The 26416-nt window shown below is 71.1% G+C and carries 23 protein-coding genes; 5 read left to right on the top strand and 18 right to left on the bottom strand.

Going from position 1 to position 26416, the window contains the following annotated elements:
- Positions 1–18: 18 nt before the first annotated feature.
- Together ACFWHT_RS03545 and rarD are read right to left on the bottom strand one after the other, a co-directional pair.
- Positions 19–1284, bottom strand: a complete 1266-nt coding sequence (locus ACFWHT_RS03545) for an ABC transporter substrate-binding protein (RefSeq protein ID WP_378825527.1) — start codon at positions 1282–1284, stop codon at positions 19–21.
- Between the two features lie 118 nt (positions 1285–1402).
- Positions 1403–2314 carry an EamA family transporter RarD gene (gene rarD / locus ACFWHT_RS03540; RefSeq protein ID WP_378825525.1) on the bottom strand — a complete coding sequence of 304 codons (912 nt, stop codon included), beginning with the start codon at positions 2312–2314 and terminating at the stop codon, positions 1403–1405.
- A gap of 158 nt (positions 2315–2472) precedes the next feature.
- Here rarD and ACFWHT_RS03535 point away from each other — a divergent pair, with 158 nt between their 5' ends.
- From ACFWHT_RS03535 to ACFWHT_RS03525, 3 genes are all read left to right on the top strand, one after another.
- Positions 2473–4227, top strand: a complete 1755-nt coding sequence (locus ACFWHT_RS03535; protein WP_378825523.1) for an Hsp70 family protein — start codon at positions 2473–2475, stop codon at positions 4225–4227.
- Positions 4228–4248: 21 nt separating this feature from the next.
- Positions 4249–6771, top strand: coding sequence for a LuxR C-terminal-related transcriptional regulator (locus ACFWHT_RS03530; RefSeq protein ID WP_378825521.1), 2523 nt, complete (start codon positions 4249–4251; stop codon positions 6769–6771).
- Between the two features lie 139 nt (positions 6772–6910).
- On the top strand, positions 6911–7702 hold the full coding sequence (locus ACFWHT_RS03525; RefSeq protein ID WP_378825519.1) for an IniB N-terminal domain-containing protein: 792 nt from the start codon (positions 6911–6913) through the stop codon (positions 7700–7702).
- 466 nt (positions 7703–8168) lie between these two features.
- On the opposite strand, the gene ACFWHT_RS03520 is transcribed toward ACFWHT_RS03525, so the two are convergent.
- The 5 genes from ACFWHT_RS03520 to groES all read right to left on the bottom strand — a co-directional run bounded on the left by ACFWHT_RS03520 (position 8169) and on the right by groES (position 13664).
- A complete protein-coding gene (locus ACFWHT_RS03520; protein WP_378825516.1) occupies positions 8169–9788 on the bottom strand; it encodes a dynamin family protein in 1620 nt (539 codons plus the stop codon).
- 8 nt (positions 9789–9796) lie between these two features.
- Positions 9797–11653 (bottom strand): dynamin family protein, encoded by a 1857-nt coding sequence (locus ACFWHT_RS03515; protein WP_378825514.1) that lies wholly within the window; start codon positions 11651–11653, stop codon positions 9797–9799.
- A gap of 44 nt (positions 11654–11697) precedes the next feature.
- Positions 11698–11919 (bottom strand): hypothetical protein, encoded by a 222-nt coding sequence (locus ACFWHT_RS03510; RefSeq protein ID WP_378825512.1) that lies wholly within the window; start codon positions 11917–11919, stop codon positions 11698–11700.
- A gap of 95 nt (positions 11920–12014) precedes the next feature.
- The gene (locus tag ACFWHT_RS03505; protein WP_378825510.1) at positions 12015–13154 is read right to left on the bottom strand and encodes a hypothetical protein; all 1140 of its coding nucleotides are present in this window, start codon (positions 13152–13154) and stop codon (positions 12015–12017) included.
- A gap of 213 nt (positions 13155–13367) precedes the next feature.
- Positions 13368–13664: a co-chaperone GroES gene (groES, locus tag ACFWHT_RS03500; protein ID WP_067242196.1), complete on the bottom strand. Its 297-nt coding sequence runs from the start codon at positions 13662–13664 to the stop codon at positions 13368–13370.
- 217 nt (positions 13665–13881) lie between these two features.
- Here groES and ACFWHT_RS03495 point away from each other — a divergent pair, with 217 nt between their 5' ends.
- Entirely contained in the window at positions 13882–15141 is a 1260-nt protein-coding gene (locus tag ACFWHT_RS03495) for an SAM-dependent methyltransferase (protein WP_378825508.1), read from the top strand.
- A gap of 12 nt (positions 15142–15153) precedes the next feature.
- Here the strand turns inward: ACFWHT_RS03495 and ACFWHT_RS03490 are convergent, their stop codons facing one another.
- The 10 genes from ACFWHT_RS03490 to ACFWHT_RS03445 all read right to left on the bottom strand — a co-directional run bounded on the left by ACFWHT_RS03490 (position 15154) and on the right by ACFWHT_RS03445 (position 22498).
- On the bottom strand, positions 15154–16197 hold the full coding sequence (locus tag ACFWHT_RS03490; protein ID WP_378825506.1) for a hypothetical protein: 1044 nt from the start codon (positions 16195–16197) through the stop codon (positions 15154–15156).
- A 3-nt stretch (positions 16198–16200) separates the two neighbouring features.
- Positions 16201–17232 carry a hypothetical protein gene (locus tag ACFWHT_RS03485; RefSeq protein WP_378825505.1) on the bottom strand — a complete coding sequence of 344 codons (1032 nt, stop codon included), beginning with the start codon at positions 17230–17232 and terminating at the stop codon, positions 16201–16203.
- A gap of 3 nt (positions 17233–17235) precedes the next feature.
- Positions 17236–17673, bottom strand: coding sequence for a hypothetical protein (locus tag ACFWHT_RS03480; protein ID WP_378825502.1), 438 nt, complete (start codon positions 17671–17673; stop codon positions 17236–17238).
- Positions 17670–18758: a tRNA (adenosine(37)-N6)-threonylcarbamoyltransferase complex transferase subunit TsaD gene (tsaD, locus tag ACFWHT_RS03475; protein WP_378825501.1), complete on the bottom strand. Its 1089-nt coding sequence runs from the start codon at positions 18756–18758 to the stop codon at positions 17670–17672. Before tsaD ends, ACFWHT_RS03480 begins: the two co-directional genes overlap by 4 nt.
- A complete protein-coding gene (gene rimI, locus ACFWHT_RS03470; RefSeq protein ID WP_378825499.1) occupies positions 18755–19246 on the bottom strand; it encodes a ribosomal protein S18-alanine N-acetyltransferase in 492 nt (163 codons plus the stop codon). Before rimI ends, tsaD begins: the two co-directional genes overlap by 4 nt.
- The gene (tsaB, locus tag ACFWHT_RS03465) at positions 19243–19830 is read right to left on the bottom strand and encodes a tRNA (adenosine(37)-N6)-threonylcarbamoyltransferase complex dimerization subunit type 1 TsaB (RefSeq protein ID WP_378825497.1); all 588 of its coding nucleotides are present in this window, start codon (positions 19828–19830) and stop codon (positions 19243–19245) included. Before tsaB ends, rimI begins: the two co-directional genes overlap by 4 nt.
- A gap of 89 nt (positions 19831–19919) precedes the next feature.
- On the bottom strand, positions 19920–20453 hold the full coding sequence (locus ACFWHT_RS03460; RefSeq protein WP_378825495.1) for a hypothetical protein: 534 nt from the start codon (positions 20451–20453) through the stop codon (positions 19920–19922).
- A 97-nt stretch (positions 20454–20550) separates the two neighbouring features.
- On the bottom strand, positions 20551–21033 hold the full coding sequence (tsaE, locus tag ACFWHT_RS03455; protein WP_378825492.1) for a tRNA (adenosine(37)-N6)-threonylcarbamoyltransferase complex ATPase subunit type 1 TsaE: 483 nt from the start codon (positions 21031–21033) through the stop codon (positions 20551–20553).
- Positions 21030–22139, bottom strand: a complete 1110-nt coding sequence (gene alr, locus ACFWHT_RS03450) for an alanine racemase (RefSeq protein ID WP_378825490.1) — start codon at positions 22137–22139, stop codon at positions 21030–21032. The genes tsaE and alr overlap by 4 nt, the downstream gene beginning before the upstream one ends.
- The gene (locus ACFWHT_RS03445) at positions 22136–22498 is read right to left on the bottom strand and encodes a holo-ACP synthase (protein WP_378825488.1); all 363 of its coding nucleotides are present in this window, start codon (positions 22496–22498) and stop codon (positions 22136–22138) included. Before ACFWHT_RS03445 ends, alr begins: the two co-directional genes overlap by 4 nt.
- A 557-nt stretch (positions 22499–23055) precedes the next feature.
- Between ACFWHT_RS03445 and ACFWHT_RS03440 the strand changes: the two genes are divergently transcribed.
- Positions 23056–23889: a DUF559 domain-containing protein gene (locus ACFWHT_RS03440; protein WP_378825487.1), complete on the top strand. Its 834-nt coding sequence runs from the start codon at positions 23056–23058 to the stop codon at positions 23887–23889.
- Positions 23890–24031: 142 nt separating this feature from the next.
- Here the strand turns inward: ACFWHT_RS03440 and glmS are convergent, their stop codons facing one another.
- Positions 24032–25876: a glutamine--fructose-6-phosphate transaminase (isomerizing) gene (gene glmS / locus ACFWHT_RS03435; RefSeq protein WP_378825486.1), complete on the bottom strand. Its 1845-nt coding sequence runs from the start codon at positions 25874–25876 to the stop codon at positions 24032–24034.
- Between the last annotated feature and the right edge of the window lie 540 nt (positions 25877–26416).

Below are 26416 nucleotides of genomic sequence, written 5' to 3'. Positions count from 1 at the left end.
CGGGCCCCCTCTCCCGTCTTACTTGATGCGGGTGTTGTTGTTGTCGGCGCCGTACTCGTACACGCCGATGGCCGCGCCCTTCGGGTCGTTGTTCTCATCGAACGTGACCGAGCCGGAGAGGCCCTCGTAGTCGGCGGTGCCGCCGTCGTTGATGATCTTCGCGCACTCGGCGAAGGTCTTGCACGCGGTGCCGTCGCCCTCGCCGCCGGAGACCTCGCGCATCTTGCCCGCGATGTCGGGGCCCGCGACCGAACGCGCCTCGAGCGCCGCGAGGGCGACGAGGATCGTGGCGTCGTACGCCTCGGCGGAGTACGTGAGGTCGTTGATCTCGTCGTTGCCCGCCTCGGTCCACACGGCGTTCAGCTGGTCGAGGAAGTCGCCCGGCAGCTCCGCGCCGGCACGGGTGCCCTTCGAGCCCTCGAGCTTGATCGGCAGGTTGTCCTTGGCGTAGTTGGAGAGGTTGCCGTCGACCATGTACAGCTTGCCCGTGTCGACACCGGCGTTGCCGAGCAGCGGGGCGATCGTCTTGAACTGCTCGTACGAGACGATGGCGACCGCGTCGGGCTTGGCTGCGGCGATCTCCTGCACCTGGGCGTTGTACTGGCCATCGCCCTGGTTGTAGGAGGACTCGGCGACGACCTTGCCGCCCGCCCCCTCGAAGGTGGTCTTGATCGCCTCTGCCAGGCCCGTGCCGTACGGGTCGTTCTGGTAGATGATGCCGAGCGTCTTGTTGTTGTCCTCGGCGATCTGGTTGCCCAGCACCTCGCCCTGCAGGTTGTCGCTGGGGGCGGTGCGGAAGTACATCGGGCTGAGACCCGTGAAGTCCGCGGAGGTGTTCGACGGCGAGACGGTGACGATGTCCGCGCCGACGTTGCTGTCGAGGATGAGCTTGGAAACGCTCGACGACGCCGCGCCGATCATCGCGGTGATGTCCGCGCTCTGCAGCTTGGTGATCGAGGTCTCGTAGGCCTTGTTGTCGAGGTCGCCCTCGTCGGCCTGGGTGAGCTCGACCGTGACTCCGGCGTCGGCCTCGTTGATCTGCGAGACGGCCAGCTGGACACCGGCCTCCATCGGAGCGCCGAGGAACGCGAGCTGACCGGTCGCGGGCAGCAGCGAGCCGAGCTTGAGGGTGAGGTCGGCGGCTGCCGGCTTGTCACCGCCCGGCTTGTCGCCGGGCTCTTCGGCGGGCGTGCTGCTGCAGCCGGCGATGACGAGTGCGGAGGCGCTGACCATCGCGGCCGCCGCGAAGATCCTCGCAGCGCGCGAGTTCTTCAAAGCGTTCATGTTGCTCCCTTGCTTAACTGAACGTGGATCACCACTTTCGGGTGTCTCTTACCTTATGCGCTCGGATGCCCGGCAGAAGGTCGCGCTGGTCTCGGTCGCTTAACGATCCGGGACCGGTTCAGACGATCGCGGCGGGTGCCTGCCGCCTGCCCCGGCTCTGCTGCACGATCAGGTCGACGACGAAGACGGCGATCGCGATCCACACCAGGATGAATCCGGCCCAGCGCTCGGCCGGCATCGGCTCGCCCAGGATGGCCCAGCCGAGCAGGAACTGCATGATCGGCGTGATGAACTGGATCATCCCGACCAGCGACAGGTCCACCCGCCGGGTGCCGGATGCGAAGAGCAGGAGCGGAACGGCGGTCGCCACGCCGGCGCACAGCAGCAGCGCCGTGTGCAGCGGGTTGACCGTGCCCATCGTGATGTCGCCGTCCTGTGCGACGACGATCAGGATGACCGCTGCGACGGGGATCAGCCAGAAGGACTCCAGCGTGAGGCCGCTGACGGCGTCGACGGCGGGACCGATCTTCTTCTTGACGAGTCCGTACAGTCCGAACGAGGCGGTCAGCGAGAGCGACACCCAGGGGAAGTCGCCGTAGGCGACGATGATCACGCCGACGGCCACCGCCGCGATGCCGATCGCGATCCACTGTGCGACGCGGATGCGCTCATGCAGCACCAGCACGCCCAGCAGCACGGTGAAGATCGGGTTGATGAAATAGCCCAGGCTCGTCTCGACCACCTGCTCGTGCATGGTGGCGATCACGAAGACCTGCCAGTTGATGTAGATCAGCACACCGGCAAGCGCCGTGAGCGCGAGCAGCTTCGGCCGGCGCCAGATCGTGCGCAGTCGCTGCCAGCCGCGTGTGACCGCCAGCAGCAGGAGGCAGAAGACGAGCGTGAGCAGAAGCCGCCAGGCGACGACCTCGAACGGACCGGTCGGAGCGAGCAGGATGAAGTACAGCGGGAAGACACCCCACAGGATGTACGCGCCGATCGTGTACAGGGTGCCGGCCGTCTTCGTGCTCACCGATCAAGCCTAGTGTCCGGCGGCGACGAGCGGCCCGATCTCGCTCTGGTGCCCGCGCACCCGGACGCCTATAGTGACAGTGTCCGCTTGGGGGAGCTGGCTGATTCTGGGGTAGGCCGATGCGAGCATCGGAACATGCAATTGCCGTCGACGTGGGCATGACACGTCTGGGCGTGGCGCGCGCCTGGGAGGCCGCGCCCGGCACGATCGAGACGGACACACCGCCCGGCGACCGCGCCGAGGTCGTCGCGTACGTGACGGACCAGGGCGACGTGCTCTTCGGCGATGAGGCCCTCGCCGCCGGCGCACTCGCGCCGGAGCGGCTGATCCGCGGCTTCCTGCGACAGGTGGGCGATGATGTGCCGCTGACCGCCGGCGGCTTCCGCGTGCGCGCTGAGGATCTCGTCGCGCGGCTCGTCGCCGGTGTCGTCGCCGCGTCCGAGATGCCCCCGGCCGCGGTGGCGGTCGCGCATCCGACGACCTGGGGCGCTCATCGGGTCGAGGCGCTGCGCGGGGCCCTGCGGGACTGCGGCATCGATGGAGCGGTCCTCGTTCCCTCAGCCGTCGCGGCCGCGGACCGGCGATCGGAGAGCGCGCGCACCGTCGCCGTCTACGACCTCGGCGGGTCGGGGCTGGAGGTCAGCGTCCTGCGCGATGGTGTGGTGCTCGTCGCGCAGGCGCATGAGCACGCGGGCGGATCGGGCATCGACGAGGCGCTGCTGCATCGGCTGCTCGCGACGTCGCCGGGACCGGCCGGGGGCGAGGTCCTGCCGCGTGAGTCGTCCCTCGTTCGGTTGCGTCGCGCGGCGGAGCACGCGAAGGAGGCGCTGTCGCTGGACGCGGATGTCACGATCGCCCTGCACCGCGGTGGCGACGAGGAGAGCGTGCGGTTCACACGGGCCGAGCTCGAGGATCTCGCCGCCATTCCGCTGGATGCGACGGTCGACGCCCTCGAGGAGGTGATCGAGCGCAGCGGCGTCGCGCTGCGCGACCTCGACGAGATCGTCATCGTCGGCGGCGGGTCGCGGATGCCCCTGGTGACCCAGCGGCTCTCCGCCCGCTTCGATCAGCCCGTGCGCTCTTCGGACGACCCGCAGTCGGCGGTCGCGACGGGCGCGGCCCGGATGGCCTGGGAGGATCTTCAGCGCAGGCGCGCGGCGACCGCCCTCGCCCTTGCGGCGCCCGTCCGGGACGCCGATCGGGCGCAACCCGACCGGTCTCCGTCGCGCTCCTTCGCCCGCCGGCTCACCGTTCCGTACGCGGCGGCCGCCGCCCTCGTGGCCGCATCCGTGCTCGTCGCCGGCGGCCTCGTGCTGGGGACGACCTCGCGCCTCGGCGCGGACGCCGACTCCGCGGATGCGGATCCGCATCCGCCGTCCGCCGGCGACGCGCTGTCGATCGCCCACTCCGCCGGCTACTCGGTCGCGGGCACCACGACGACGGATGCACGGGATGAGACCGCACGGGCCGACGATGACTCCGACATCCCGCGCGGATCGTCCGGACGCGAGCGCCGGGACGGCGGACGGCAGATCACCCCTCCCGACGCGACGGGCGACGCGGATGCCGACTCGCCGGTCGCCGGCGGCGGCTCGTCGACCGGCGGGCCGGCCGTGAAGCCGAACACCCCGGCCCCGCCGACCGGGACCGACCCGCAGCCGACTCCGCGCCCGCAGCCCGAGCCGGAGCCCCAGCCCGAGCCGGAGGCGCAGCCCGAACCGGAGCCGGATCCCGAGCCGACGCCCCAGCCCGAACCGGCGCCGGATCCCGTGCCGACGCCGAGCGATCCCGTGATCGCCGACGTGCCGGTCGTGACCGAGCCGGAGCCACTCGCCGACACGCCCCCCGCGAGCGATCCGGCCACGCCCGAGGCTCCCGCCTCGACCTCCGGCCCCGAGCTCTCGGCTCCCTGACCCCGCTGGCCCGAGACCACGATGACCGTCACCGTCGTACCACCCGCGCCGCCCGGCGCCCCGAGCGCCTGGGATCGGCGGCTTCGCGCGGCGCTCGACGTCGTGCACGTGCCGGCGCCTCGCGCCGTGCTCGTCGGGAATGCCGGCTCGGGCAAGTCCGCCGGCATCCGGATGCTGCACGACGCGCTGGTGCGCGACGGGCGCGACGCGACGCTGCTGCGCACGCCCAGTGCGGGCGTCGACCGCATCCCTCACTCGCACGTGCTGCTGATCGACGACATGCAGCTCTGGGACGACGGGCAGCTCGAGGCGGTGCGACTGCGCGCCGAGGATCCCGGGGCTGCGCTGATCGTGGCCGGACGACCCTGGCCCGCGTCGCCGGCGATGAGGGAGCTCACCCGGACGCTCGAGCACGACATCGCGCCGATCGTGCTCGGCCGGCTGCTGCGCTCCGACGTGCTCGACCGTCGCGACGGCGGTGCGCTGATCGCCCCCGACTGCCTGGACCACGTGTTCGAGATCACCGGAGGCGTCACCTGGCTGGTCGTCGCGGCGCTGCAACGGCACGACGAGCGCGATTGCACGGCGGGGCCCGCACACGACGAACTGGACGAATCGCTCGCCGAGCTCGTCGCGCACCGGCTCGACGGCGTCGACGCCGACCTCCGCCACCTGCTGGAGGCGGTGTGCGCGGCCCCGCTGGGACGGATGCCGGCTCTCGCCGATGCGACGCGCGAGGAGTGGACGCAGCGGGCCCACGCGGAGGGTCTGCTGCTGCGCAGCGGCGAGCCCGTGCCGATCGTGCGCAGGGCCGTGCGCGCGGCCACCTCGATGCACCGGCTGATTGAGATCGGCATCCGGATCGGCGATGCGGCGGGTTTCGCGGCGGGCGACGGTCTGCTCCTGGAGGGTGTCGATGACGAGCGGATCGCCGCGGCGCTGACGACGCGCGCCGACGATCTGCTCGCCGCCGATCCCGCGACCGCCGCCGGGCTCTACCGCCGCGCGATCGCCTGCGGGGCATCCGCCGCAGACCTCGCGCCGCGGCGGGCGCAGGCGGCCTGGTCGTCGGGCGACATCGACGAGGCATCGGTCCTGGCCGACGACGTGCTGTCGCGCAGCGGACCGGATGCGAGCGGGCTCACCGGCGTCGCGGCGGCCGTGTGGTCCGCTCGCGCCATGCTCGACCGATCGGATGCCGCGTACCGGCTGGCCCCGCCGGATGCCGGCATCCGCCTCGCCGACGCCGCGGTCGCGGCACTCGCCATCGGAGCCCCCGCCCCGTCAGACCCGATCGACGCCTCGACCGCTGTGCCCACGACGATCGACGTCTCGATGGAGCTGCTGCGCCGCGGTCTGGCCGCCTCCGTGGCCGCTGACGGCGACGAACAGGCGCTGCGCGACCTCGTCCGCGCCGCCGAGGTGTACACGGCGTCGCGCGCCTCCGGGCCCATGTGCGAGCTGCCGGCCGTGATCGCCGCCATCACCGCACTGAACCTCGGGATGCTGCCCATGGCCCGGACCGTGATCGACGATGCGATCGCGGGTGACCACGGCGGGCCGTGGGCCCGCCGGCGACTGCTGCTCTGGCGCGCGTGGATCGCCGTGCAGCGCGCCCGACCCCGCGACGCCCGGGCGGCGCTCCAGGCTGCGGAGCACTTTCCGCAGCGGCCCGGCGCACGCGACCACCTGCTCGCGCACGCCGTGCGGATCGCTCTCGCCCGCCGATACGACGACACCGCGATGCTCGAGGCCGCGTGGGACGCGGCGCGGGACCTTCTGCTGCGCGCCGACATCGACCTGTACCTGGTGCATCCGTTCGGCGAGTTCGTCAGCGCGGCATCCCGCCTCGGCGAGGCCGCTCGCGTGGAACCGCACCTGACGCGTCTGCTCGCCATCGTCGACAGGCTGGGCGATCCGCCGCTGTGGACGACGCATCTGCGCTGGTCGGCGCTCCAGCAGGGCATCCTGCTGAGCAGCCCCGATCGGCTCGCTCCGCACGCGAAGGCTCTCGTGGCGGCGGCGGGCCGGAGCCCGGTCGCCGCGACCATGGCGAAGGCGGGTCGGGTCTGGACGTCGGTGCTCGCCGGGCAGACGGACGCCGACGCGATCGTCAGCGCCGCCGAGGAGCTGTCCGCCATCGGCCTGATGTGGGATGCGGCGCGACTGGCCGGGCACGGCGCGGCCCGCACGCCGGACCGGAAGGTCGCGGCGCAGCTGCTGTCCTGCGCACGCCAGATGCATCCGGGCGAGGGCGCACCGCACCCCGCACCGGTCGCGGTCGAAGCGGAGCCGAGCACCGTGGAGCCGCTGGGCGAGGTGCTCAGCGAACGTGAGATCGAGGTCGCGCAGCTGGTTCTGCGCGGCAAGACGTACGCCGAGATCGGCGACGCCATCTTCATCTCGCCGCGCACCGTCGAGCATCACGTGGCGCACATCAGGCGCCGGCTGGGCGCCACGTCGCGGTCGGACGTGCTCGCTCGGCTGCGCCTGCTGCTGGGCGAACCCCGCCCGGGCGCGGGGCAGACCGACGCACCCCCGTAGGGGGCCCGTCCGGCAACGGGGGAATCCCCGATGCCGCGGAGGCGTCCGGCCGAATACGATCCACAGCATGAGCTCGGTCCGGTCGTGATCCGGCCGCTGGGAAACCGGGACTGTTCGACTCGGATGAAGGGGACAGCTGATGACAACACCAGTCGAGACCATCGCGGACGCGCTCATCGCGTTCATCATGAGTCTCCTGCACGACCCGGAGAAGGCCGACGAGTTCGTCGCGCGGCCGCAGGCCATGCTCGACGAGAACGGCCTGAACGGCGTCTGCATGGCCGATGTGGCGGCCGTACGGCCGGTGATCGTCGACCATCCGGCCGTCGTCCACCACGAGAACCCTCCGCCTCCGCCCGTCCACCACCACGACCCGGTGCACGAGATCGTCCGGATGATCCAGCAGTACACCACGGTGGACGCCCGCTCGACGATCGTCGACCAGTCGGTGAACCAGAACATCTGGACCGAGGGCGGGGACGTCACCCAGCTCTTCGACCAGGACGCGGTGGTCGCCTCCGGCGACGAGTCCGTCGCAGCCGGGGACGACGCCGAGGTCGGCGACTCGGATGTGGATGTCACCGTCGGCGACGTGGCCATCGGCAACACGACCAACGACGACAGCTTCAACACCACCGGTGCGGCGGACGACGACGCCCCCGCTCCGGACGAAGCCTTGCCCCTGGCGATCGCCGACGAACCGGCGGAGGCATCTGCCGCCGATCCCGTCGCCGACGATGCGGATGCCGGCACCACGGCCGCCGCGGATGCGGCTCCCGCGCCGGCCGCGCCACCGGCATCCGTGCCCGAACCCGCGGATCTGCTCGAGAGCGACATGACCGCCGGCGGCGCGGATTCCTACGAGGCCGACGCAGCCAGTGCCGCGGTGCTGGGCGACGCGCCCGTCGAGGACCCGCTCGAGGATGACTGACACCACCGGGGAGGCGCCCCTGCCCCTGTCCCCTCCCTCCGGGGGCGGGGGCGCCGGCGCGCCCGCGACGGCGGCCGGCGCGCACACCGCTCCGGAGCGTCCGGCCGTCGCCAGCCCGAACGGGGCGCCCGTGCTGGTCAAGCTCACGCCGCCCTTCTCGGTGCGGCTGAGTCAGCTCCTGTGGATCCTGAGCTTCGCCGTCGGCGGGTTCACGACGGTGTACTTCTTCGTGATTCGCAAGAACCTGCTGCCGCTCATCGAAGACGTGGCCCGCGCGGTGACGACGGGCCGCAGCGACGAGTCGTACCGGACGGGCGCGGACATCGTCTTCTGGGTGGTGTTCGCGGTCATCGTGGGCGTGCTTTTCGTGCAGATCACACTGCTGGTGTCGTTCATGGGCAGACGCCCGCAGATCCGCTGGTGGCAGCTGGTGACCTTCGCCCTGCAGGGGCTGCTGGTCGTGCTGTCACCGGAGTGGGTGGCGCTGGGCGAGCAGGGCGCGCCACTTCAGCCGCTTCTGGCCGCGCAGGCCGCGCTCGTCCTGCTCGCTCTGCTGTGCAGCATCCTGCCCCGGGCGATCGCCTGGTCGGCTCGGCGCTACGACGTGCGCCGCGGGCCGCAGGCTCCGCGAGGCACCGACTTCTGAATCGATCCCCGCGAGGCTCCTGATCACCACCGCGCAGACCTCCGCCGCCTCGCGGTCCCGCAGGGGCGACTCGGCGAGCGCACGCCATCGGTCGGTCTCGGCCCGCACCCGCGCCGCGAGCTCCGCCGTCTCGGCGTCGTCGGCGATGCCGAGGCGTCGCGCCGGCGTGACTCCCTCGGCGCCGATGATGCGCAGGGCGTCCGCGGCGTCGCCGGCCTCCAGCGGCAGGCCGTGTGCGCGGGCATGCGCGAGCAGCGACAGCTCACGCAGCGTGTGCGCAGAGGTCGTGAACCGTTCGATTCCGGCGCGCACGGCGTCCAGGCCGGGACGCGGACTGCGTCTGGTCAGGGCATCCAGCTGCAGCACGACGCCCCGCGCCTTGAGAGTCGCGGCCCGGGGGTGGAAGTGGGTGCTCATGACCTCCTGCAGTTCGAGCAGTCCGCTCTGCTGCACCATCGCCTCGGACAGCTCCGAGGAGTTCGCGGCACCGGCGCGGATCAGTGCCGCGGCGAGCCGCACGCCGAAGATGCCGAAGCGCGAGAGCAGATCCTCCCGCACCCGGATGCTCAAGCCCGTGGCATCGGTCTCGCGTGTGAAGCGATCGGCTGAGACGAGCAGTCGCTCTCGCGCGGGGCGCTCCAGTCCGGCGAGCTCGCGCAACGCGATGTACTCGCTCTCCCGCAGTGTCCTCGCGCCCTCGGCGAGCAGTCCTGCCACGGGCACGACCTCCAGGGCGAGCGACGCGAGATCGCCGTCGCGCTCGTAGCGCTGCGCGACCCGCCGGGCGGACACCAGCGAATCGATGCGCCCCGAGCCGACCTCGTCCGCGCGCGAGAGCACCGCCACGGCGCAGACGCTCTGCGCCGCTCCGGCGGCGGTCTCGCGGAACGCCTCGAGGAACTTGATGTCGGAGCCGTGCAGATGGCGCATGAGGTACACGACGGCGTCGGCCGCCGACGGCGACTCCTCCGGTGTAAGAAAGCGCGAGGTCCTGGCGGACGTGTCCGCCGACAGGGAGGCGATGCCGGGGGTGTCGATGAGGATCTGCGATCTCAGCGCGGCCAGCGGCCAGCCCACGTCGATCCATTCCACCTCCTCCGCGGTCCGGCCGCCGAGGTCGAACTCCAGCAGTCCCGCGGCGCGACGGATCGGCATCCGTTCCACGCGCCCGTCACGCAGGTGCATCGTGATCGTCGGGGCGGCCGAGAAGCGGTACCAGGTGACGACCCGCGTGCACTCGCCCGTGTCGGTGGCCGCCAGTCGCTCACCGAGCATGCCGTTCAGCAGCGTCGACTTCCCGGCCTTCACCATGCCGGCGACGGCCAGCCGCAGCGGCTCGTGCAGACGCACCTCGAGCCGGTCGATCAGGTCGAGCGCCTCACGATCCCCGGCGTAGGCGGTGCGCGCGGCCTGCAGCAGGTCGATGGTCTCCGCCGTCACCGCCGCCGTCACGATCCGACCGGTCCCTGCTGCAGGGCGAGCGGCGCGACCGGGCCGTCGATCACGTTCTGCGGGATCGACGCGCGCAGCCGCTCCAGCTCCTGCACCCTCTGCTGCAGGACCGCCACCCGCTCGTCCCTCGACGCCGTGAAGTCCGTGGCGGCCTGCTTGGCGGTGAGCAGCGCATCCGAGAGGGAGCGGTGCAGCTCCTCCGCCATCGAACCGAAATGATCGCGAGCCGTGCGCTGGACCAGTCGCAGACGATCCCTGAGCTGCTTGCCGACCTGGAAGGTCACCTCGTCGATGTGCCGCCGCACGATGACCTTCGCCTCCTGCTGTCGCCGGGACAGGCGGTTCCCCATGTCCTCGCGGTACGCCCTCCGGCCGACGAGCACGCCGGCGATCAGGGAGAGCGGGTTGATCAGGGCCATCCCGATCAGGCCTGTCGCCAGCCCCACCATCAGCACGCCGCCGTACGAGCCCCGCACGCCGATGTAGATCTTCTCGCCGGCGCTGAGCTGCCCGGCATCCAGCCCGCCGAGCTCCTCCACCGGTTCGAGCACACCGCGGATGTCGGAGACGTCGACCGCGGGGATCTCCGACTCCCCCTGGCTGAACAGTTCGGCCACCTCCTCCGAGAGCCAGCGGGAGCGCTCGTCGGTCCACACGAACGTCTCGGTGACGGCGGCGGTCACGCGCTGATCGAGCCACTCCCGGATCTGATCCCAAATCGGGCCGGGGTCGCCCTCCTCGATGGCCCGCTCCGCCTCGCGCTGCACCTTGCGCAGCCGGTCGCGCACGTCGTGCTCCATGTCCGCGACCAGGTCGGCGATGCCGTCCGTGAGCGTGACCTGCCAGCGGGCGGAGCGCCCCCGGAACTCGTCGGCCCGGGACTTCGCCTCTTCGAGCTCGGCGATCATGCGCGGCGTGTCCATCGGGTTCAGCAGCGCGCTCAGCTCCGCACGCAGCGACATTCCCAGCTGGTCCACCACTGAGGTCAGGTCGTGCACCGCGCTGCGCCGGTGGATGACCTCGGCGTGGCCGAGCACCTCCCGGCGCAGGTGGGCGACGAGCGCGGGGAATCCGGACTCGTCGTTGAGCGCTCGGTCCTGCATCTCGGCGGCGAGCAGGCGCAGGTCGCTCGACACCGAGAAGATCGGCACGTCACCCGACCCGTCGAGGTGGTCGCGATCGATCTCCTCGATGCGGCGCCAGTCGGGATACAGGTCGATCTTGGCCAGCACGGCCGCCACGTTCGGGGAGATGCGCATGGCGTGGCGCAGGAACTGCACCTCGGGCTCGGTGTACTCCTGCGAGGCGTCCGAGACGAGCAGCACGGCGTGCGCAGAGGTCAGGGCGGCCAGCGTGGCCAGTGAGTTCGACGACTCCAGTCCGCCGACGCCCGGGGAGTCGACGAGCTTCAGCCCTCCGCGCAGGATCTCGCGGGGCAGCAGCACCTCGGCCGACAGGATGCCGCGCTCGTTGCGCGGATTGCCGCGCTCGGCCACGTAGTCCGCCAGATCGGCGAGCGGCACCTCGCGTCGCTGCGGCTCGGCGCCGGGAGCGTGCGGCTGCTCGGTCACCCAGGCCGAGGCCTGCTCGGCGTAGCCGACGGTGGTCGGCACGCTCGTGGCCACGTCGTCGTCGACGGGGCATGCGGGAGCGTTCACCAGCGCGTTGATGAGCTTGCTCTTGCCCTGCTTGAACTCGCCCACCACGATCACGCGGATCGCGGGGTCCTGCAGTCGTGCGGTGGTCTGAGTCAGTCGTGAGGCGAGGTCGGTCCGTCCGGCCGACGCGGCGAGATCGCCGACGTCGTGGATGACCTCGACGATCTCGCGTTCCTCTTCGACATGCTGCGGCACGTGATCCCCTCTCGTGCGCCGGCTGAGCCGGGGGAAGTCCCGGCTCAGCCGGGGAAGTCGTCCGCACCCGGTGCGGCGTCGGAGACGGGCCCGGCATCGACCGGATCCTCTCCCCAGATCAGAGCGCTGTCGACATCCCAGTCCGATTCGGAGACGTTCGCGATCTCCTGCCCGAAGACGCTTCCCGCGAAGGGGTCGGCGAGGCCGGCATCCCACGCGTCGCCGTCACCGGGAGGTGAGGGCCGGTATGGTGCGTCCTCGTTCATGTCACACGCTCCGGTTCCGATGCTTCAGGAGTGTACTGGTGCGCCCGGTCGCCCACCAGAGGTGGACGACCGGGCGAGTCAGGCGGCTCGTGAGCTCAGAAGTCGAACTCGTTCGCGTCGCCGAGGGGGCTGCCGACGTTCGAGTTGTCGACATCCACGTCGACGTCGGTGCCGTGGTCCTGGAACGAGTCGTTCACGGACCAGGTGTCGGAGTTGTCCGTGTTGTCCTGGAACGAGTCGTTCACCGACCACCGGTCGGAGAAGTCGGCGTTGAACGAGTCGGTGTTCCACGTGTTGCCGATCGAGACGTCCCCGACGTCGATGTGCGTGTCGATGTTCCGGATCGAGACGTCGTCGCCACCGGCGACCGCGTGGTCGCCCGAGGAGATGACGCTGCTCTGCCCGAAGAACTGGCTCACGTTGCCGCCGCTGGCGTCGCCGGCGAAGGCCGCGGAGTTGCCGCCGAACCCTCCGCCCGCGCCGCCGCCGTCGGCGTACGACCCGGCCGCGCCTCCGGCTCCGGTGGATCCGCCGGCCCCCGCCGGCCCACCGGAGCCCGCGCCCCCGGCGCCTCCGCTGCCGAGGATGCCCATGCCGCCGTCGCCGCCCGTTCCGGCACCGCCGTCGCCGCCGTCACCCGCGTCACCGGTGTCGCCGCCGCCCGCTCCGGAGAAGGCCGGACCGCCCCAGCCGCCGTCGGCGTCGCCGCCGACCGCGATCGCCGCACCGCCGCTGCCCGAGGAGGTCGAGATGTTCTGGCTGACCGCCTGGTCGTTCATCGTCGATCGGGCATCGACGTCGATGTCGATGTCGCCGCCCATCCCCTGCATCCTCGCCATGCCGCCGGAGCCGCCGTCGATGCCCAGGTTGAGGTCGTTGAACCCGGCGTTGTACTGACGAACACCCGTGTTGATCGAGTGGTCGTTCAGCGTCTGGTTGCCGGAGTCGTGCACCGAGTTGTCCTGGAACGAGTCGTTGATGGAGTCGTCCTCGTTGAACGAGTCGTCCAGATCGACGTCGGTGTCGTTGTGCGACCAGTTGTCGGAGTTGTCGGAGTCGTCGGAGTTGTCGGTGACGACGACGTTGTCCTCGATGTCGGTGTTCCCGACGTCCAGGTCGTTGTCGGCGATCACCGTGTTGTCCTCGACATTGGTGTGGTCGTCGGTGTTGCCCACGTTCGCGAGGCCCAGATTCCACTGGGTGCCCAGAACGTTGACGTTGTCTTCCAGAGCCATGATCGATCCCCTTGTTCGTGAGAGTGCCAAGCGGCGCTGATACGAGTGTGGGACTCATCCGGCGGTGAGGCATCGGGGGTCACCCCGCGGCATCGGGGGATGGCACGGGGGTTCTGCGGGGCGGGTCGTCGGCCGGATAGGGGAAGGCGCAGGCGGCCGGGGACGCCGAAGGGCCCGGATGCCAGGCATCCGGGCCCTTCGAGAACGTCAGCGTCAGCGGACGACGACGGCGAGCACGTCGCGCGCCGAGAGCACGAGGTACTCGTCGGCGCCGAACTTGACCTCGGTTCCGCCGTACTTGCTGTAGAGCACGCGGTCGCCGACGGCGACGTCGAGCGGGACGCGGTTGCCGTTGTCGTCGATGCGGCCGGGGCCCACTGCCACGACCTCGCCCTCCTGGGGCTTCTCCTTGGCGGTGTCGGGGATGACCAGACCGCTTGCGGTGGTCTGCTCTGCCTCGACCTGCTGGATGACGATGCGGTCCTCGAGCGGCTTGATGGAAACCGACACGGTGTACCTCTTCTTTCGTGACTGAGATCAGAAGACTGTTAGCACTCTCATGCCGAGGGTGCTAACTCCAGTGTATGCCGACCGCTGGCACTCACGCAATGCGAGTGCCAGTCGCCCCTCCTCCCCCCTCGAGTTCGAATAGCTCAAGTTGCTGCGTTTCGACCCCGGACCGAGCAACTTGAGCTACACGAAGTGGTGGGGTGCCTAGGCTGGTCGGGTGGAGATGGCTGAGCTGACCGCGTTGCTCACCTCTGAGGGGCTTCGGCTGCTCGACGAGGTCGGGCCGATCGAGTCGTCGGATGATGTCGCGCGCACCGTGTCGCGTCTGCGGGCGGCCGGGCACTCCCCCGAACTCGTCTCGGCGGTGGTCGGGCAAGCGCACCTGCGGGTGCGGGCGCGAGCGAAGTTCGGCGAGTTCGCCGACCGGATGCTGTTCACCCGGGCCGGCCTGGAGCAGGCGACGCGGCTGAACGTCGCGACTCGGCACGCGGTGCGGATGCGACGGGCCGGCGTCACGGCGGTCGCGGATCTCGGCTGCGGGATCGGCGGCGACAGCCTGGCGTTCGCGGGCGCCGGTCTGCCGGTCACAGCGGTGGATGCCGACGAGGTGACCGCGGGCATCGCGGCCTTCAACCTCGCCCCCTTCGGGGACGATGCCCGGGTGCGGACGGGGCTCGCGGAGGATTTCGTGAGCACCAGCCGCGGAGATGTGCGCTTGCCACGGACAGATCCGGAGGATTCGTCCGCGCCGGAAGCACATCTCCGCGCGAAGAGCACCGCCGTGTGGCTCGATCCCGCACGACGCACGGCCGGGCACGGCGAGACCCGGCGGCTGTCGGCGTCGGACTGGTCGCCGTCGCTGGACTGGTGCTTTCAGGTGGCGCGCGAGCATCCGACCGGGATCAAACTCGGGCCGGGCCTGGATCGCGATCTCCTCCCGGAAGACGTCGAGGCGCAGTGGGTCAGCGCCGACGGCAGCGTGGTCGAACTGGTGCTGTGGAGCGGTGCGCTGGCGCGTGAGGGCATCCGTCGGTCGGCGATGGTGCTGCAGGGCGGCGAGTCGCACGAGCTCACCGCCGCCGCGGATGCCGAAGACGCGCCGGTGCGCCCGCTGGGCGCGTTCCTGCACGAGCCGGACGGCGCGGTGATCCGGGCCCGCCTGATCGGCGATGCGGGGCGGATGCTGAACGCGGGCATGCTCGACGAGCGGATCGCCTACCTCACCGGGGACGACGCCGTGACCTCCCCGTTCGTGCAGTCGTTCCGGGTGCGCGAGACGATGCCGGCGCACGCCAAGACGATCAGCGCGGCACTGCGCGCGAACGACATCGGCCGCCTGGAGATCAAGAAGCGCGGGATGGACATCGACCCCGCCGCGTTCCGGAAGAAGCTCGCGTTGAAGGGGTCGCAGGAGGCGACGCTGATCCTCACCCGGACGGGCTCGTCCCGTATCGCGATCCTCGCGGACCGGGTGTGAGGCGTCACCGCATCACTCCCGGACGGACTCGCCCTCGGCCGGGCGGACGATCGTGAGCGTCGACCCGCGCAGCTCCGACCAGGTCAGCACGTAGACGCTGTCGCGGTACAGGACCTCGGCCGTCGACGCCCCGCTCTCGGCGCAGGCCGACACGACCTCGAGCGTGTCCGGGTCGGCGATCATGATGCACGGCTTGTCGCCGTACTGCATCCAGATCGGCAGCTCACCGTCGCGACCGAGGACGCTCAGTGACGCCGGGTCGAAGCCGGCGTCCATCAGCGCATCGACGAGTGCGACCTCGGCATCGGTGTAGCGACTACGCCAGTCGTCCAGCGACATCTGCCAGCGGTTGACGATCACGCGCCACTCGCCGGTGAGGGTCGGGGCGAGGACCGCCGTGACGGTCGTCGCCATGCCGTCTTCCGCCACGTCGATCGACGTCACCGGGTACCGAGGCCCGTAGGACCCCGTCACGGGTTCCGCGCAGCCCGTGCGCCGCTCGTCGTCCATGCTCAGGATCACGCAGCGCTCGTCGCCGCGGGTCGCCGTCCAGACGGCGGCGCCGTGCTTCTCACCGGCGAACCGCAGCGATTCCGGGTCGAGATCCAGTTCGTCGTCGGCGGCCACCGCCGCGAAGATCCGCTGCTGCTCGGGGTTCATCGCCGGCGCGGCGTCGGACGTGCGCGGCGAGGTCAGCCAGGCGATGCCGAGCCCCGCCAGCAGAGCGGCGGCGCAGACGACGGGAGCGAGCCAGCGCGGGCGACGGCGAGACGGAGTCTCCTGGCCGGGCTCGGGCTCGGGCGTCGCCGGCTCCTCGACCGGCACAGGCGGGCTCGGCTGCTCCTCGACCGATGCGGGAGGTGTCGCCGGCGGCGCCGCCGCGTCCGTGCCCGGCGCAGCCGTCTCCATGGGGTCGCCGCCGGCGACCTCCGCCTCGCCCCGGCGAACCGACAGCATCCGCAGCTCCTCCGCCTCGGCGCCGGTCAGAGCACCGCCGGGGGCGAACGCTCGGCGCTGCAGTTCGCGCCGACGCCCGGCATCCTCCTCGGACTCCACCGATCAGCCCTCCGCTGCGTTCTGCCCGGCCGACGGACGGACGATCGTGAGGGTGTTGCCCTCGTTCGATGATGCGCGCACCTGGTACTCGGTGCCCTCGACGGTCAGCGCGAGGGGCCGGTCGGAGTCGGCGAGGAGCTCACCGCAGTTCTGCAGCACGGCGCCGTCGATCGGCGCCAGCACGCACGTCTTCTCCCGCTGGTACAGCCACACGGCGACGCCAGCGTCGTAGCCGACGATGCTCAGCCCGTCACCGGCGAACCCGGCGGCCTCCAGTTCTTCGATGATCGCCAGCTCGTCGTCATCGAAGGTCGCTCGCCAGTCCCATTCCTCGGTCATGCTGTCGCGCTGGAACATGACGGCCGGCGCGCCGGTGATGTCATCGGTGACGTTCACCCACACCATGTAGTCGTCGTCCCCCTCGGAGTAGTCGAGGCTGACCTGAAGATCGAGTCCCTGGTCCTCCTGCGCGCCGGAACGGCATCCGGCCGACGGACCTTCGCCGCGAGTGAGCAGGACGCACTCGATCTTCTGGTCCTGCTTCGTCGCGCTCCACACGTCGACGCCGTACTTGCTGCCGAGCAGCTGCACCGAGCCCGGGTCGTACTCCCCGGACGCCTCGATCTTCGCCCAGGCGTCCTGCTGCTGCGCCCCCATCGCGGGATCGCCGGGCTGGCCGAAGGCGACCCGGCCGACCGCGAGCCCCGCCAGCACCAGCAGTATCGCGAGGATCGGCACGAGCAGCCTGCGGGCACGGCGCGGCCGCTCCGACCGGCCGTCGCGTTCGGAGGACGAATCCTGCGCGGGGTCGTCGGGTTCCCGCAGCAGAAGCGCTTCGGGCGCCCCGACCGATTCCGCCTTGAGGGGCGTCGGGCCGGCGGGAGCGGGCGTCGAGGGCGCCGGCGCCGGCGCGACGACGTGACGGATGCTCAGCTCGCGCAGTTCCTGCGCCTCGGCATCCGTCAGGCTCCCGCCCGGTGCGTAAGCCCTGTGCTCCAGCTCACGTCGCCGCTTCGTTGCGTCGGTGCCGGGCATCCGTCAGCCCAGCTTCTCGAACTGCATCGCCGCCCAGATGAGCCATCCGGTGCTGCACAGCGTCGCGAACAGGCCCAGCACCAGCGCCCACATCGCCACGGCGCGATTCTCGATCGGGCGGCGCAGCGACATGATCGCGGCGATCACGGCGATGATCGCGACCGGGACGCCCCAGCCGACAAACATCGAGGTGGCGAGAGCGACGATCGCCGCGAACAGCGCCCACGGCGCCAGACGGGCGTCGTCCTCCGGCTCGGACGCCGTCGACGGCTCCCACCCGCTCGCGGCGAACTGCTCGGCATCCGGTTCGGGATGCTGCTGCCCGACCGGAACGGGGGCTGTGGGAAGTCGGCCGTACCCTTGGGACGCACCGGGCAGCGCGGCGTCTCCCGCGGGCCGCTCGACCTCGGGCGTGGGGCGCTCGATGTGGGGGTCGGTCATGCCCGGCTCACCTGGATCTCGGTCACCGGCAGTGTCGAGTCCGCGCCGAAGGCGAGTGTCGAGGCAGGGTGGCCGCTCGCGATCAGCTCGGCGGCGAGACCGGCGATCATCGCCCCGTTGTCGGTGCACAGGCTCAGCGGCGGGATGCGCACGGTCACGCCCGCCGCCTCGGCCCGCTCGAGCGCCACCTCGCGCAGCCGGCGGTTGGCGATCACCCCGCCACCGAGCAGCAGGCGCGGCACGCCGAGATCACGGCAGGCGGCCAGTGCCTTGGTGACCAGCACGTCGACGACGGCCTCGCGGAAGCTCGCGGCGACGTCCGCCGTGGGGATCTCCTCGCCGTTCGCCTCGGCGCGCTCGATCCACCGGGCGACGGCGGTCTTCAGCCCCGAGAACGAGAAGTCGTAGCGATGCTTCTCCAGGTCGGATGCCTTCGACAGTCCGCGCGGGAAGCGGATCGCCTTCGGATCGCCGTCCGCCGCGGCGCGGTCGATCTGCGGCCCGCCGGGATAGGGCAGGCCGAGCAGGCGCGCGACCTTGTCGAAGGCCTCGCCGGCGGCGTCGTCGACCGTCTCGCCGAGCAGCTCGACATCGGCGGTGAGATCGCGCACGTGCAGCAGCGAGGTGTGACCGCCCGACACGAGCAGCGCGATCGTGGGGTATTCGAGGGGCGCGGCGTCGTGTGCGGATGCGGATGACGAATCGGGTCGGGAGAGGATGTCTGCGGCGATGTGCCCGACCAGGTGGTTCACGGCGTACAGCGGCTTGCCCAGCGAGACCGCCAGGCCCTTCGCGGCGCCGACGCCGACCATGAGCGCCCCGGCGAGTCCGGGGCCGCTGGTCACGGCGACCGCGTCCAGATCGTCCAAGGTCACCTGCGCCTCGGCGAGCGCCTTCTCGATGGAGGGCTGCAGCGCCTCCAGGTGAGCGCGCGCGGCAACCTCGGGCACCACGCCGCCGTAGCGGGCGTGCTCGTCCATGCTCGACGCGATCGTGTTCGACAGCAGCGTGCGACCGCGCACGATGCCGATGCCGGTCTCATCGCAGCTCGTCTCGATGCCGAGCACCAAGGGCTCCGTGGTCATGCGTCTCCCTCCCCGGCAGGATTCTCGCGCCGGGCATCCCAGGCGCGCAGATCCAGCCGCATCACCACCGCATCGACGTCATCGGGCTGGTAGTAGCGGGGGCGCCGGCCGAGCTCGGCGAAGCCCTCGGAGGCGTAGAGCGCCTCGGCGACGGGGTTGTCCGACCGCACCTCGAGGAAGAGCTCCTTCGCTCCGCGCGCGACCGCTTCGGTGATCAGTGCGCGCAGCAGCGCACGGCCTCGCCCCCGCCCGCGGAACGACTCGTCGAGCGCGATGGTCTGGATGTCGGCATCCGCGCCGCCGGGCAGAGCGCGCACGCCGCCGTAGCCGACCACCCGCCCGTCCTCCTCGTCGACGAGATAGTGATTGTGAGCGCTGGTGAGCTCGGTGCCCATGGTCTGCTCGCTCCACGCGTCGGTGGGGAAGCTGCGGCGCTCGAGGTCCATGATCGCGGCGAGGTCGACGATCGCGGCGACGCGGAGGGTCACGATCTCACCCGCTTCGGCGCGCCCGGCTGCACCACGTCCGGCGAGCGCAGGTAGAGCGGCTCGGCGTCGGCGAGCACCCGTCCGGCCGCGACGGCGCGAGCCCCGACGCGGGCGAGGGCGACGGCCGAGAGTCCTGTCGCCTCGACGACGGGCTCGGTGAGCTCGGTGCCCTGCTTCTCGAGGCGGGTCGGCACGACGAGGTTCGGGATGCCGTCGGCATCCGCACCGTCGAACACGGTCACCGCGATCTCACGGCGCCGCGCGTCGGTGACGACCGCGAACCGACCTTCGGGGTCGGCGTCGAATGCGATGGCGAAGTGGCTCGGCACCGGGATGGCCGGGATGCCACGGCCGAGCGCGAACGCGCGTGCCGCGGCGATCCCGATGCGCAGGCCGGTGAAGGGACCCGGCCCCATTCCGGCGACCACGTGCGTGATGCCGGGGCGCGCGACCTGCCCGAGCAGGTCGCCGATCACCTCGGCGTGGCCGAGCGGATCGGGAGCGGATGCCTCGGCGACCACCCGCCCGTCGGCGTCGATGACGGCGACGGCCGTGCCCAGGGAGGTGTCGACGGCGAGGATCACGGTTCCAGATTAGTCGGCGTCACGACGGCGCGCCCTCCGGCGAACCACCGACGGCGGCAGGGCAGATCTGCCGCGGTCGGTCGATGCCGTCAGGGCGTCGGGGTGAAGGGTGTGTAGACCGTTGCGTCGCCCACGACGGGCAGCACCGTACCGGTACCGGTGATGATCGAGATCATCTCGAGCGAGCCCTGTGTATCGCCGCCGGTCGCGTTGTGAACGAAGAAGATCTCGAGCTGCCCGTTGGCGGGCACGGTGACGGGGGTGTCCAGGAAACGCGCGATGATGCCCAGCCCAGGTTCTAGCGCGCGCTGTCCCGTGTGGATCGAGCCTGCGACGTCGATCGCGCCGTAAGACGTGAACGGGTAGGGCCACAGACCCGTTCGGATCGAAACGGTGCCGTCGAAGTCCTCGCCGGTGTTGTTGAAGATCGTGAACCCTGCGGTGCCCTCGGTGTTCCCCTCTCCCCCGGGCATCACCGAGTAGAAGAGTCCATCCATCGGCGGCGTGGTCGACGCCGCGGCCAGCGGGACCGACGCCGCCACGGCGACGACGGGGACGCTCCAGGCTGCTGCGCGGGTGAAGGTGCGTCGGCTGATGCCGCGTGACTGCTGATCCTGCTCCATGGGGGCTCCTCTGCCGTTTGGGATACCAGGATATCGTGCGCCCCTCACGGCACAAATCGCGACGGCAGCACGGATCGCCCGCGCAGACCGTGGCCTCTCAGCGCTCCAGGCGCTCGATCGTCACGAACCGCGGCGCGTCGGCATCCAGATCGTCGTCATCGAGGTCCTCCGCCCCGCCGACCGGACGCTCGAACTCGATGTCCCACCAGGCGTCGGCGACGGCGGATGCCATGGGCCGTCCCCATTCGATCACCACCACCGATCGAGCGAAGTCGATGTCGAGGTCGTCCAGTTCAGCGGCGGATGCCAGCCGGTAGGCGTCGACGTGCACCAGCGGCGCCCCGCCGACCAGCGACGGGTGCGTGCGGGCGATCACGAAGGTCGGGCTCTGCACGGGCCCGCGCACGCCCAGCCCTTCGGCCAGACCCCGCGTGAAGGTGGTCTTGCCAGCGCCGAGTGGCCCGGTGAGCACGAGCAGGTCGCCGGCCTGCAGCTGCTCGCCGATGCGCAGACCGAGCCGCTCCATGGCATCCGACGTGCCGATCTCCCGGCGGCCGAGGAAGGCGGGGTCGATGCTCATGAGACGGTCCGCCTGGGCACCCGGTCTCCGATGCGCGTGACGATCTCGTAGTTGATGGTGCCGGCGGCATCCGCCCAATCGGCGGCCGAGGGGCGCCCGAGCGTCGGGTCGCCGAACAGCACCACCTCGTCGCCGACCGCGACGTCGGCGTCGCCCACGTCGACGACGAACTGGTCCATCGCGATGCGCCCGCAGACACGGTACGGCCGCCCGCCGATCAGCACGGGACCGCGATCGGATGCCTGCCGCGGGACGCCGTCGGCGTAGCCCAGCGGCACGAGGGCGAGCGTGGTCTCGCGCTCGGTGCGATAGGCGTAGTCGTACGAGACGCCGGTGCCGACGGGAACACGGCGCACCGCCGCCACGGCGGCACTGAGCGTCATCGCGGGGCGCAGCCCCAGCTCTGCCGAGGTGCGCCCGGCGAACGGAGACAGGCCGTAGAGCCCGAGGCCGATGCGCACCGCGTCGAGACGCGCCTCCGGGAGGGAGATGGCGCCGGCGGTGGCGGCGAGGTGGCGGATCTCGGGGCGGATGCCGAAGGACTCGGCCTGCGCGATGATCTCGTTGTAGCGCGCCAGCTGCGCTCGATCGTCGTCGGGCCCGGCCCCGGAGAGGTGGCTGAAGATACCGACGATGCGGATGCGGCCGATGCGCTCCAGGCGCGCGGCCTCGGCGAGCACCCGCTCCAGCTCGTGGGTCGCGATGCCGTTGCGGGACAGCCCCGTGTCGACCTTGAGATGCACGGATGCCGGCGAGGACGACGTCTCGGATGCGGCGAGCAGCTGCGGGTACGACGAGATGCCGAGCTCGATGCGCGCATCCACCGCCTCGTCGAAGCGCTGCCCTGGCGCGTGCAACCAGGCCAGCAGCGGTGCGGTGATGCCCGCCCGGCGCAGGGCGAAGGACTCCTCGAGGGTGGCGGTGCCGAGGCGTGATGCGCCGCCGGCGAGCGCCGCGGTGGCGACGGCGGGCGCTCCGTGACCGTAGCCGTCGGCCTTCACGACGCCGATCACCGGCACCCCGGTGAGGGCGCGCAGGTGCCGGACGTTGTCGGCGATCGCACCGAGGTCGATGGTCGCCTCGCGGAACGGGTGGGCGTCGGTCATGTGGCATCCGTTCTCTCGGCGATCACGTAGGCGGCGGCGAGGCCGGCGTCGTGGGTGAGGCTGAGGTGCAGCGCGGTGATGCCGCGTTCGAGCACGACTTCGGCGGTGGACCCGCTCAGGACGAAGTGCGGCCGGCCCGACGGTTCGGAAGCGATCTCGATCTCGGTCCAGTACACGCCGTCGCTGCCGCCGAGCGCCTTGATCAGCGCCTCTTTCGCGGCATAGCGCGCGGCGAGCGAGCGCAGGCGCAGCTGCTGCTCGGCCGGGGTGAACAGCCGCTCCCGCAGCCGCGGCGTGCGCGTGACCGAACGCTCGAACCGCGCCACGTCGACGAGGTCGATGCCGGTGCCGATGATCACCCGCTCAGCCTACTCGGCTCGCATCCGCCCTCCCCGCCCCGTCCCGCCCGCTCGCCCGCTGGCGGCCACCCGCCGGATGCCGGCCCCACCCACAGATGTCGGCAGACACGGCCGAATCCCACCTGCATCCGTCGTTCCCACCGACATCCGTAAGCAGGCAAGGCCACCCGCCGGATGCCGGCCCCACCCACAGATGTCGGCAGACACGGCCGAATCCCACCTGCATCCGTCGTTCCCACCGACATCCGTAAGCGGGCAGGCCCACCCGCCGGATGCCGGCCCCACCCACAGATGTCGGCGGATGCGGCCGAATCCCACCGACATCCGTCGTTCCCACCGACATCCGTAAGCGGGCAGGCCCACCCGCCGGATGCCGGCCCCACCCACAGATGTCGGCAGACACGGCCGAATCCCACCGACATCCGTCGTTCCCACCGACATCCGTAGGCGGAGGCGGGCACCCTCACTCTTCCTCCACAATCCCGTCATCGCCCCGTTTCGTCCACAGTCGCCGGGTTCGGCGTCCGCGCGGCGGCACGCGCGGACATGCTCGAAGGATGCTCGCTCCCGAAGACCTTCTCAGCCGATTCGGCGGCGTCGCCCGCGGCACCCACCTGCAGCAGTACGGATGCACGCGATGGCGCCTCTCCGACGCCGTCGCTCGCGGACGGATCCGCCGGGTGCGCCCCGGGGTCTTCGCACTTCCATCCGCCGACCGGAAGCTCGTGCTCGCCGCCGCTCACGGAGGCGAGCTGACCTGCGCGGATGCCCTGCGCGCACACGGCGTGTGGGTGCTGCCTGGCGAGGACGACGGCGTGCACGTGTGGCTCGGCCGCGCAGGGAGACCGCACGCCCATCGGGACTGCGGATGCGTGGTGCATCACTCCCCCGGGACGGCCAAGGTGGGGTTGGCGGCGGTACCCACAGCCCTGATCCACGCCTATCGATGCCTGAGTGAGGAGTCGTTCTTCGCCGCCTACGAATCGGCGTGGAACCGGCGGCTCCTCTCCGCCTCGGACCGGAGCCGCATCCGGGATGCCCTGCCCAGGGCCGCGACATGGATGCTGGACCTCGCGCGCCCGGATGCGCAGAGCGGGCTGGAGTCGCTGCTGCGCTTCCGCTTGCACCTGCTCGGCATCCGACTCGACTGCCAAGTCGGGATCCCGGGCGTCGGCCGCGTCGACTTCGTCGCGGCGGGCCGCCTGATCATCGAGGTGGACGGCCGCGAGAACCATGCCGGCGCCGAGCGACGCCACAGCGATCTGAGGCGGGATGTGGCAGCATCCGCCCTCGGCTACGAGACCCTGCGGTTCGACTACGCCCTCGTCGTGCACGACTGGGATGCCGTCGTCCGGGCGATCCTGCCTGCCATCGGCCGTGCGGGGGCGTGATGGTCTTGTTCCGACCTCACACATGTCGGCTCAGAACACGGATGTCGGCGGATTCGGCCCGTCGGCGCCGACATTCGTGTCGGCTGCCGACATCCGGCGGGTGCCCGCCCGACACGAGCGACGGCAGGGGACCCCCGCGGGCTCACTCCACGGTGACGGACTTCGCCAGGTTGCGCGGCTGGTCGACGTCCAGGCCCTTCGCGGTGGCGAGCGCCATGGCGAAGATCTGCAGCGGGACGACGGCGAGAAGCGGCTCGAAGAGCGCCCCGGCGAGCGGAATGCGGATGACCTCGTCGGCGTAGGGCAGCACGGCCGCGTCGCCCTCTTCTGCGACCACGATCACCCGAGCCCCGCGCGCGCGGATCTCCTGGATGTTCGAGACGACCTTGGAGTGCACGAGCGCGGAGTGGCGCGGCGACGGCACCAGCACGAACACCGGCTGACCGGGCTCGATCAGGGCGATCGGACCGTGCTTGAGCTCACCGGCGGCGAAGCCCTCGGCGTGGATGTACGAGATCTCCTTGAGCTTGAGCGCGCCTTCGAGCGCGATCGGGTAGCCCACGTGACGGCCCAGGAACAGCACCGATCGGGTGTCGGCCATCCAGCCGGCCAGCTGCGAGACGTGCTCGTTCTCCTCCGCCAGCACCTGCGCGACCTTCTCGGGCAGCGACTGCAGCTCGGCGACGTCGGCGGCGGCGTCGACCGCCGTGCCGCGCACCCGGCCCATGTGCAGTCCGAGCAGCAGCAGCGCGGTGATCTGCGCCGAGAACGCCTTGGTCGATGCCACGGCGACCTCGGGGCCGGCGTGGGTGTACACGACGGCGTCCGACTCGCGCGGGATCGTCGCGCCCTGGGTGTTGCAGATCGAGAGCGTCCTGGCTCCGCGCTCGCGCGCGTACTTGACGGCCATTAGCGTGTCCATCGTCTCGCCGGACTGGCTGATCGACACGACGAGCGTGTCGTCGCCGATCACCGGGTCGCGATAGCGGAACTCGTGCGCCAGCTCGACGTCGACGGGCACCCGCGCCCACTGCTCGATGGCGTACTTGCCGACCAGCGCCGCGTACGAGGCGGTGCCGCAGGCGGTGATGATCACACGGTTGATGCCGGTGAAGAGCTCGTCGAGTCCGTCGAGCTCGGGGATGACGACCTGACCGTCCTGGACGCGGCCGCGGATGGTGTTCGCCACGGCCTCGGGCTGCTCGGCGACCTCCTTGGCCATGAACGACGACCATCCGCCCTTCTCGGCGGCGGCGGCGTCCCACGACACCTCGAAGGGCTGCGCCTCGACGGGGGTGCCGTCGAAGTCGGTCACGGTCACCTCGGAGGGGGTGATCGCGACGATCTGGTCCTGGCCGATCGCGAGCGCGTTGCGGGTGTGCTCGACGAAGGCGGCGACGTCGGAGCCGAGGAAGTTCTCGCCCTCGCCGAGACCGATCACCAGCGGCGAGTTGCGGCGGGCGCCGACGACGAGGCCGGGCTGGTCCTGGTGCATGGCGAGCAGCGTGAAGGCGCCCTCCAGCCGGTTCACGATGTTGCGGAAGGCGTGCTGCAGGTCGCCCGTGCGGCGGTACTCCCGGCCGAGCAGTGCGGCGGCGACCTCGGAGTCGGTCTCGCTGACGAACGTGACACCCTCGGCGGTCAGCTCATCGCGCAGCGGCGCGAAGTTCTCGATGATGCCGTTGTGGATGAGCGCCAGCCGGCCTTCATCGGCCAGGTGCGGGTGCGCGTTCACGTCGGTCGGGCCGCCGTGGGTGGCCCAGCGGGTGTGGCCGATGCCCGTCATGCCGTCGGCGAGCGCGGCATCCGCGAGCGAGTCGCGCAGCACGGCGAGCTTGCCGGCCTTCTTACGCATGCCGAGGTGACCGTCCTGGTCGATGACGGCGATGCCGGCGGAGTCGTAGCCGCGGTATTCGAGGCGGGCGAGGCCCGCGAGAAGGATGTCCTGGCTGGGCCGCGGGCCCACGTATCCGACGATTCCACACATGCGTTCAAGAATAAGCGGCCTATTTTGCGAGGCATCTGAACGAAAGACCGCCTCCGCTCGCTGGAGGATGTGGCGCGACACGCCGCATCCCCGTGGAAGAAGCGACCGCATGCGCCACATCCGCGAGGAGAGCGGATGCCCCAGCCCACGCACCCCACGGAGCATGTGGCGCGACACGCGGCATCCCCACGCCCGCAGCGACCATATGCGCCACATCCGGGGAAAGCGGATGCCCCAGCTCGGGCAGTCCACGAAGGATGTGGCGCGACACGCCGCATCCCCGCGGAGGAAGCGACCATATGCGCCACATCCGGGGAAAGCGGATGCCCCAGCTCACGCCCTCCACGGAGCATGTGGCACGACACGCCGCATCCCCGCGGAGGAAGCGACCATATGCGCCACATCCGGGGAAAGCGGGTACCCCAACTCAGGCACTCCACGGAGCATGTGGCGCGACACGCCGCATCCCCGCGGAGGAAGCGACCATATGCGCCACATCCGGGGAAAGCGGATGCCCCAGCTCACGCCCTCCACGGAGCA

Origin of the sequence: Microbacterium sp. NPDC058342 (genome assembly GCF_042723935.1) — a bacterium.
Lineage (GTDB): Bacteria > Actinomycetota > Actinomycetes > Actinomycetales > Microbacteriaceae > Microbacterium.
The sequence above is the reverse complement of the archived record's forward strand: the minus strand, read 5'-3'. Positions and strand labels throughout refer to the sequence as shown.